Source organism: Candidatus Peregrinibacteria bacterium, assembly GCA_016220175.1.
GTDB lineage: Bacteria > Patescibacteriota > Gracilibacteria > CAIRYL01 > CAIRYL01 > JACRHZ01.
Genome location: JACRHZ010000021.1, coordinates 1 through 8391, shown reverse-complemented (window position 1 = coordinate 8391; position 8391 = coordinate 1). Strand labels below are relative to the sequence as shown.

Genomic DNA, 8391 nt, shown 5'->3' with positions numbered 1-8391 from the left:
GCATGAAAGAGATTCTTGAAATTATTGCTGGTGTGATTCATGCACTTCCTTCTCTGGACGTATTTAGCCTCATTCCGGGCGGTGACACAGAACTTGCAAAAGCGTTTCAATCGGGAGAATTTAGTTGGAATTTGATTCTTGCCTATGGACTCTATCTCGCGCAGTTCGGTCTTGGTGCAGCCGGACTCTCAGCAGTTATTTACATGATGATCGGCGGATATCGCTACATCATGCCCACAGAAGATGCAAAGGAAAAAGGAAAAGATTCCATCAAAAATGCACTTATTGGATTTACTATTATTGTGCTTGCATGGGCTGCTGTAGATGTGGTTATTATTCTCCTTACAGAACGAAGTTGATATATTTTTCTCCTCTGCTTTCTCTGATTTTTTCTTTCCGCATGCCAATAAAACACCTCTCGAACGCGTTCGCAAGACTGCAGCAAAAAATACAGAATCTCCAAGCGCGTCTCCTGAATAATGAACGGGAAACTCATGTTCTTGAAAAAAATAGTCGTCTTCCAAGTGAAGAAAAAATTGAAAGGATTATTTTTGAGTTTTCTTCGTGGAGCGTAGTGAAGGTCGTGATGATTATCCTAACGGCATTTCTCATGGTTTCCTTTTTGGGAAGAATTACCAACATTCTTCTTCTTCTTTTTTTCTCAGCCTTCCTCGCTATTGTCTTTAATCCTGGAGTCAATCGGCTCGAAAAATGGCACATTCCGAGGCCTGTTGGTTTTTTTGTTCTCCTTATTCTCATTTTCTCTTTCTTTGTGGGAATTTTGGGAGGGCTTATTCCGATTATCGCTGAAGAAGTCGCAAAAATGTGGGAAGGAATTACACTATTTGCAAAGAAGTTAGGGGATGAAGATTTTTCAGGACTTCCGATATGGATGCAGGAGGTTATCAAAAATGCGATTCCTGTGATAGAGAATTATCTGAAACAAGTAGATCCTGCAGAGCTTCAAACCACTATTACGAACTTTGTTACTGACAATGTTGGTGGGTATTTTGAACAATTTACTACTGTTGCTGGAAAAGGGCTTTCTTTTCTCGCGGCGGTGCTTGGCGGTATCTTCCAATTTGTTCTCGTCATCATCCTTACATTTTTTCTTGTCGTGGAAAAAGAGAATATTACCGATTTTTTTGTAAAACTCTTTCCGAAAAAGTATGAGGAATACATCCTCTTAAAATCACGCATGGTGCACAGAAAAATCTCCGAATGGATCCATGGTCAGATTGTCCTTTTTTTCGTTATTGGAATCATTGCCTATGTAGGACTCAGTATTATTGGCATAAAATATGCTGTTACACTTGCGCTCATTGCGGGACTTGGTGAATTTCTTCCGTATATTGGTCCAATTTTTGCTCTTGCATCAGCAGCTCCCGTGGCGTTTAATGAATCATTCTCTGTCGGAATTGCAACGGTGATTTTTTATATAAGCATACAACTCATCGACGGCAATATAATTATTCCGCTCATCATGAAGAAAACAGTGGGAATTTCCCCGGTGGTCACGATCATTGCCATGCTCATCGGTTGGGAATTTCTGGGAATTGTCGGAATGATGATGGCTGTTCCACTCGCATCAGTTGTCTCTGTTTTTGTGAGTGATTATTCGCCCCGCGACAGAAATATATTTGTAAAAAAATCTTCAGAAAAAAATGGCATTTTCTCAAAAAAATGATTCCAGATGGATACGAAATTTTTTCAGGAAATTTTGGCGCGAGGAGTAATAGCGCTCAAGGTAATTCCGAGAGCCAAAAAAACTGAGATCGTCGGAAAAATGGCGGATGGAACCTGGAAAATACGCATAGCTTCTGTTCCAGAGAATGGGAAAGCGAATGTGGAACTCTTGAAATTTTTAAAGAAAAAAGGAAACATTCACGCTGAAATTATCCAAGGAGAAAAAGAGAGAAAGAAAATAATAAAACTTTTACTTCCTCCTGCTTCTTCTTCGCGCGCGAAACATTTTTTCACCACATGAGTATTTTCAGGTCCCGAAAAAAACGAATTCCGGCACTTTTTCTAAAAAAAGAGGACAGTAATTATTCTCTGCTTCTCAGGAAAAAACGCCAAAAGATTTTTGAGAATGGAATAACGAAAGCAGAGAATAGATCAATTGGATTTCTGTGGAAAAAATATCGATCTGTTTTTTATGGCGTAATTGGAGGCGGTCTAATTTTCCTTACCTGCGCAATTTTTTTCTTTTTTTCGCACTTTTTTTCAATTGAGGAAATCATGCTTACTCGCCGTGATTTTCGCGCAAATGTTGAAGGAATCACTTCATTATTGCTTCCGTATAAAGGGCAGAACATTTTTTTGCTTTCAAAAAAAAATCTCAGCGAAAAAATTATAAAAAAATTTCCGGAAATTAAAACAGTAGATATAGAACGAAATCTTCCTCGTACTCTTCAGGTTACTGTTGAAACATATCCTATTCTTGTGAAGTGGGAATTCTCTCTCCAAACAAAAGAAGAGCCTCAAACTCCTTCGATTCCAAATGATAGGGCAGTAAAAATTCCGAATACTCCTATTTTTCTTAATTCTCTCGGGAGGGTAAGCGTAACAGAGCCTGAAGATGAGGGAAAGGCATTTTTGATTCAAGAAAGAGTGAAAAATTCCCCTCGGGAAATGTATTTTGGGTACGAAGTATTTAATGCTGACCGTCTTCAGAAAGTGCTCAGCGCAAAAGATTTACTTGCGGAACAAATTTCATCTCCCGTGGTTTCTGCTGAGCTCCTCAGAGATGCGCAAGAAGTTCACTTTATTTCTGAAAATGGTGTAGAGTTCTGGTGTGATTTTAGCTCGCCTTTTGAGGAGCAAATTTTAAAAATTTCAAAAGCGCTTCGTGAAGTAAAACTTTTTGAAATGAGTCTTGAATATATCGATCTTCGTGTTCCTGGAAAGCTTATTTATAAACCGAAATAATAGAGTTTCCTCATCAGTGCGTGATCGAAAGTAATTTTGACCTTTTTCTTAACTTATCAGAGGCTCCTATGGGGGAAATTCTTTCTTTATTATCATTAGCATTTTTGATGACAATTCCAACAGATTCACATTTCCCGTATTCTGCGCTCGAGCAGAATTTTGAAATATCCGCGCCTGCTTTCGTGATGCCAAATTTTCACCCTGTCATTTCTGCCCCCGCTGCCATTATTGTTGACGTTGCTTCAGGAACTCCTATTTGGGGAAAAAATGTTGAGGAGGAACGGGCGATAGCAAGCTTAACAAAACTCATGACAGCCCTCATCATTGTGGAATCTCATGACATGTCAGAAGTTGTAACCGTGTCCTCGTCTTTTCAGAATATTTTAGGAGCAAAAATGAAAGTTGTTCCCGGGGAGAAGATCACGATTGAGAATCTCCTGAATGGTCTCCTCATTCCGTCCGGCAATGACGCGGCTCATGTCCTTGCTGAATATCACTCTGGATCAGAGGAGGCATTTGTAAAAGAAATGAATATGAGAGCGTATTACCTGGGAATGCAGCACACACATTTTCAGAATCCACACGGGCTTGATGCTGATCAGCATTATTCTTCGCCTGCTGATCTCGCAATTCTCACGAGAAAAATTCTGGAATATCCGAAAATTCGAGAGATAATTCGCATGAAAAAAAAGACAGTTTTTTCTGTAGATGGAGGCACTCAGCATGCCCTCACCAGTACAAATGAACTCCTTTTTTCACCATTTCCTGTGTATGGCGTGAAAACGGGAACCACCGACAAGGCCGGACAATGCCTTATTGCACTTATAAAAAATGATCGCCAAGAAGTACTCGTGATCGTTCTCGGGAGTACTGATCGATTTCATGATGTGAAGACCATGCTGAGACCGTTCCTTCCAGTAAAACCGCCAGAAACAGCGATCCAGTAGAAATTTGTTGGATTCCCGATATTCTCCAGAAATACTACACCGACATTGCTTCGCTTATATTCAAAGCGACAGAAGGTCCCATACTGGTGGTGAGATACATACTCTCAATGTAAGTCCCCTTTACTCCACTCGGTTTCGCCTCTTTCAAGGCCTTGAGGAAAGCCTTTAAGTTTTCTAAAATCGCACTTTCCGAAAAAGAAGTTTTTCCGAGAATAGAATGAATAAGAGATTGTTTATCGAGTTTAAATTCAATTTTCCCTTTTTTAATTTCCTCTACTGCTTTTGTTACATCAGTGGTAACAGTGCCTGATTTGGGAGAAGGCATGAGTCCTTTTGGTCCAAGCACTTTTGCAGCTTTTGCGAGTTTTTTCATCATTTCTGGTGTTGCAATTGCAACCTCAAAATCGATGTTCCCCTTTTCTACTTTTGTGATGAGCTCCTCTCCTCCAACAACTTCAGCGCCTGCTTTTTTTGCTTTTTCTTGCTCAGTGGCATCGCCAAAAACAGCTATTCGCTTACTTTTCCCCGTACCATGAGGGAGCACAAGAACTGCTCGCACCATTTCATCCGCTTGTTTCGGATCACAACCAGTCCTAAGATGAATCTCAATTGTCGCATCGAATTTTGTGGGAGAAGTGGTCTTTATCAAATTCACCGCTTCAGGAAGGGAACGAGCTTTATTCGGATCGCCAATTTTTTCAAGGGCAGCCCTGTATTTTTTGCCGTGTTTCTTCATAAAAATGGGATAAAAGATGTGGTACAAACGCCCTGAATAAAAGGGCTCCCACAAAAAGCCCGTGTATTGTATGCAAAAACAGACAGGAAGAAAAGTAAAAACGTACTCAGAAAAGTTTCCTTATTGAATAAGCCCCAAATCTACTCCTTTCACCTGCGTTACCTTTACTCCGAGAGTAAGCGCTTCTTTATTCTTTTCCACAGCATCTAAATTACGTTCCAGCGTTTGTAAACCGGAAATATATCGTCCCTCAAGTGTTTTCAAATAGCCCGCATTTGCTCTTTTATCCACCGCCTGTTGTTTTCTTGAGATAAAGTCCTGCAAACTCTCGTCAGTTTCTTGAACAAGATACGCATCGAGATATTTCACAAAATTCGCCTGAGCTTCTTTTGAAGAAGTTTCTAGCGTCTGTTCCGAACTTTCTAAGACTTTTCTTTTTGCAGAAATATTGGCAAGAGTACTCCTTGCACTCGTCTGCAAGCTTTTTCCATACTCAAGATATTCGGTAAGTTTTTGAGTTCTCTCTCCTGCAAGAGAAAGATACTTCTGGATATTTGTGTTGTTGAAATTGGTCAGTGATTTCAGGAGAATAATATCTTTTTCAAAACGAGGAGGAAAAGCAGATTCTTTTTCTGCAAATGGAAGAGAAAGTGCTCTCATGAGACGTGATCCATTTAATGGAAAACCATCAAATGGCGTTATCAGTTTTTCTTCTATATATCGGATTCCTGCCCCATCAGAAGGAATGGATTTTGCAAAAATATCAGGATTTTTTTCAATAAACTTCGGGAGGAAGCGAAAAGTTTCGAGCACTCCAAGTTTCTGAGAAAGTACCTCAATGTGAAGAGCCCATGAAGCAGATATTTCATGAAGAGCCGCAGCGCTGATATTTCGAAGATACATGCCTCCATCAACTTGAGGAAGAGGCTTTGGCATCAAGCTTCTGACAAAAGAACGTACTCCCGCTCCGCCCTGCTCGATCGTTTGGAGTCCTTTTCTTGGTGCGGTTTTTATAAAATCCATAAAAACAGGAGTCCAAATATCCATCGTGAGGAGTATTGAGAAAATCAGAATTCCGAACACGAGATTCCTTCCGAAAGTCTTCATCTTGAGTCCCCAGAGTGATATGATGTCTGAATATGATGGGAGAAGAGAGAATCGATCATGCACATATGCGTATGCAAATGTTATTTTTTTGCCGCTCTGATGAAGAGATTTTGGAGCTTTCATATTGCTTTCTTTTTGGTATATCTCAAAAAAGGAGATGGATTTTTGCATAATTTAGCATTCTTGTCAAGTGCATAAATCCCAGAAAATTTAAAAGTGATATTCCTGAGAAAGTGATAGAAAAATTCATCTCGCCTTTCCTCGGAAATTATGGAAGAATGAGTGCCCGAAATGCAAATTCTTCTGTTCATAAACTCGTGAGTAATTTGATCATTTCTGTATTTCGTATCGTTCCCTTGAGTACTCCATGACGACATCACGACATTTAGTTCCTCCACAGGCCCTCGATGCGGAACGATCTGTTCTCGGTTCTATTCTCATCGATCCGGAATCCATCATCAAAATATCAGATCTTCTGAATCCTGACGATTTTTATTCCGAAGCGAATGGGAATATTTATAAGGCAATGACCGATCTTTTCACGAAACAGAAGCCAATTGACATCATCACGCTTGTTGATGCTCTGGAGGAAACAAAACTCCTCGATATCGTCGGAGGGGCAGCAACGCTTGGAGAACTTGCTACAGAAGTCCCTTCCGCAAGTCATATTTTTGAATATGCCCAAATCGTTAAGAAAAAATCAACACTGCGAAAAATAATTCGTGCAGGAGATGCGGTGAAAGGGCTCGGATACATAGAAGAAAAGACTGTTGAAGAACTTCTCGAAGAAGCAGAAAAAGAAATTTTCACGATTTCTCAGAATTTTCTGAGAGATCGATTTATTCATATTAAAGAAATTCTGAGCAGCCGATTTGAACTCTTCGCAGAACTCCATGAATCGGATGATCCCCAAAAAATTCGAGGTATTCCCACCGGATTTCGTGGACTTGATAAGATTTTGGGAGGATTTCAGTCTTCGGATCTCATTGTTCTCGCCGGGAGGCCGTCTATGGGAAAAACAGCGCTGGCGCTTACTTTTGTCCTTCATGCTGGACTTCGACAAAAAAAGACCATTGGAGTTTTTTCACTCGAAATGTCGAAAGAACAGCTTGTCGACAGGATGCTCGCTTCCCAAATGGCGGTGGATTCGTGGAAACTTCAGAGAGGGAAATTGGAAGATGAGGATTTTCAGCGTATGGGGCAGGTGATGAGCGATCTCAATTCGGCTTCGATTTTTATAGATGATTCCGTCGGATCCAGCATTTCTGAGCTCAGGGCAAAGGCAAGACGTCTTCAAATGGAGCATGGACTGGATATGATTGTGATTGACTATCTCCAGCTCATGACTTCGGGACAAGTGTCTCTTATGGGAAATCGAGTTCAGGAAATTTCCGAAATTTCCAGGAGTCTTAAATCGCTCTCAAGAGAGCTCCATTTGCCAATTATTGCGCTTTCCCAACTTTCACGAAATGTAGAAGCGCGTAATGACAAAAGGCCAATTCTTTCTGATCTTCGTGATTCAGGTGCTATTGAACAAGACGCTGATGTGGTGCTCATGATTTATCGCGATGATTATTACAACGAAGATTCTGACTATCCCGGAATTACCGAAGTATGGATTCGAAAACATCGAAATGGCCCCACAGGGCACACGGATTTAAGATTCGATAAAACTCAGATGAGGTTCTATGAGATTGAGAAAGCCTATGGGGAATAATTTTTAATTTTAAATTTTGAAATTTCTAAATAAATCTTAATGTTTAATTTCTAAGAAATACGCAAATGAACGTACCAATTTTAAAAATTAGAAATTAGAATTTATTTAGAAATTTCAAAATTTAAAATTATCATGACTCACATTCCCTTCCTTCTCGAACTTTTTGGCTATAGTGTTTTTGCTTTTTTCGTAACCCTTGTTGCAACTCCTGCATTTGTAAGGATTCTCCAAAAGTGGAATATTCGAAAGAATATTCGCGATGACAGTATTGATGGAAAAGTAGCGAAAGTTTATCGCGCACTCCATCTGGGAAAAGAAGGGACTCCAACTATGGGAGGTGTCCTCATTTGGGGAACAACTCTCGGAGTGATTCTTTTTTCAAGGTTTCTGTCTTTTATCGGAGTGATTGAAAAATCCATTCTCCAAAGAGGAGAAGTCTATCTTCCTATTTTTACACTCCTTGCCATGGGAATTCTCGGAGGGATTGATGATTTTTTGAATGTTCGTGGTATTGGAAAAAAAAGAGGACTTGAAGCGCTTCCCAAATTTCTTTTCACTCTTCTTTTTGCCACCATGGGAGCCGTTTGGTTCGCATTTAAGCTTGAGTATTCTTCGATTCACGTTCCGGGCGTTGGAGATTTTGAAATTGGTCTTTGGTATATTCCTCTCTTTATTTTGGTAATTGTTTCCACCGCAAATGCCGTGAATATTACCGATGGACTTTATGGGCTTGCTGGCGGACTTCTGATCATTGCTTATGCCACTTTTGTGGCGATTGCATACGCGCAAGGATTCACATTTCTTGCAATATTTTGCGGAGTTATCATTGGCGCGATTGCAGCATTTTTGTGGCACAATATTCCTCCAGCAAAATATTTTATGGGAGATACCGGATCACTTGCTCTTGGCGCGACACTCGGGGTTATTGCCATGATGATTGATTCCGCACTACT

At 40.2% G+C, this 8391-nt stretch carries 9 protein-coding genes; 7 read left to right on the top strand and 2 right to left on the bottom strand.

Annotation, left to right across the window (positions count from 1 at the left end; all coding sequences use genetic code 11):
• Positions 1–2 precede the first annotated feature (2 nt).
• From HZA38_02225 to HZA38_02205, 5 genes are all read left to right on the top strand, one after another.
• Complete coding sequence (locus HZA38_02225; GenBank protein ID MBI5414308.1) at positions 3–359, top strand: hypothetical protein; 357 nt, start codon at positions 3–5, stop codon at positions 357–359.
• A 41-nt stretch (positions 360–400) separates the two neighbouring features.
• The gene (locus tag HZA38_02220) at positions 401–1687 is read left to right on the top strand and encodes an AI-2E family transporter (GenBank protein ID MBI5414307.1); all 1287 of its coding nucleotides are present in this window, start codon (positions 401–403) and stop codon (positions 1685–1687) included.
• 6 nt (positions 1688–1693) lie between these two features.
• Positions 1694–1987 (top strand): DUF167 domain-containing protein, encoded by a 294-nt coding sequence (locus HZA38_02215; protein ID MBI5414306.1) that lies wholly within the window; start codon positions 1694–1696, stop codon positions 1985–1987.
• Positions 1988–2241: 254 nt separating this feature from the next.
• Entirely contained in the window at positions 2242–2931 is a 690-nt protein-coding gene (locus tag HZA38_02210; protein MBI5414305.1) for an FtsQ-type POTRA domain-containing protein, read from the top strand.
• Between the two features lie 107 nt (positions 2932–3038).
• A complete protein-coding gene (locus HZA38_02205; GenBank protein MBI5414304.1) occupies positions 3039–3878 on the top strand; it encodes a D-alanyl-D-alanine carboxypeptidase in 840 nt (279 codons plus the stop codon).
• A 34-nt stretch (positions 3879–3912) separates the two neighbouring features.
• On the opposite strand, the gene HZA38_02200 is transcribed toward HZA38_02205, so the two are convergent.
• The gene (locus HZA38_02200) at positions 3913–4614 is read right to left on the bottom strand and encodes a 50S ribosomal protein L1 (GenBank protein ID MBI5414303.1); all 702 of its coding nucleotides are present in this window, start codon (positions 4612–4614) and stop codon (positions 3913–3915) included.
• 120 nt (positions 4615–4734) lie between these two features.
• Complete coding sequence (locus HZA38_02195) at positions 4735–5844, bottom strand: hypothetical protein (GenBank protein ID MBI5414302.1); 1110 nt, start codon at positions 5842–5844, stop codon at positions 4735–4737.
• A gap of 244 nt (positions 5845–6088) precedes the next feature.
• On the opposite strand from HZA38_02195, the gene dnaB reads away from it, so the two are divergent.
• Complete coding sequence (gene dnaB / locus HZA38_02190) at positions 6089–7438, top strand: replicative DNA helicase (protein ID MBI5414301.1); 1350 nt, start codon at positions 6089–6091, stop codon at positions 7436–7438.
• A gap of 132 nt (positions 7439–7570) precedes the next feature.
• On the top strand, positions 7571–8391 hold an 821-nt coding region (locus tag HZA38_02185; protein MBI5414300.1), incomplete at its 3' end, for a phospho-N-acetylmuramoyl-pentapeptide-transferase.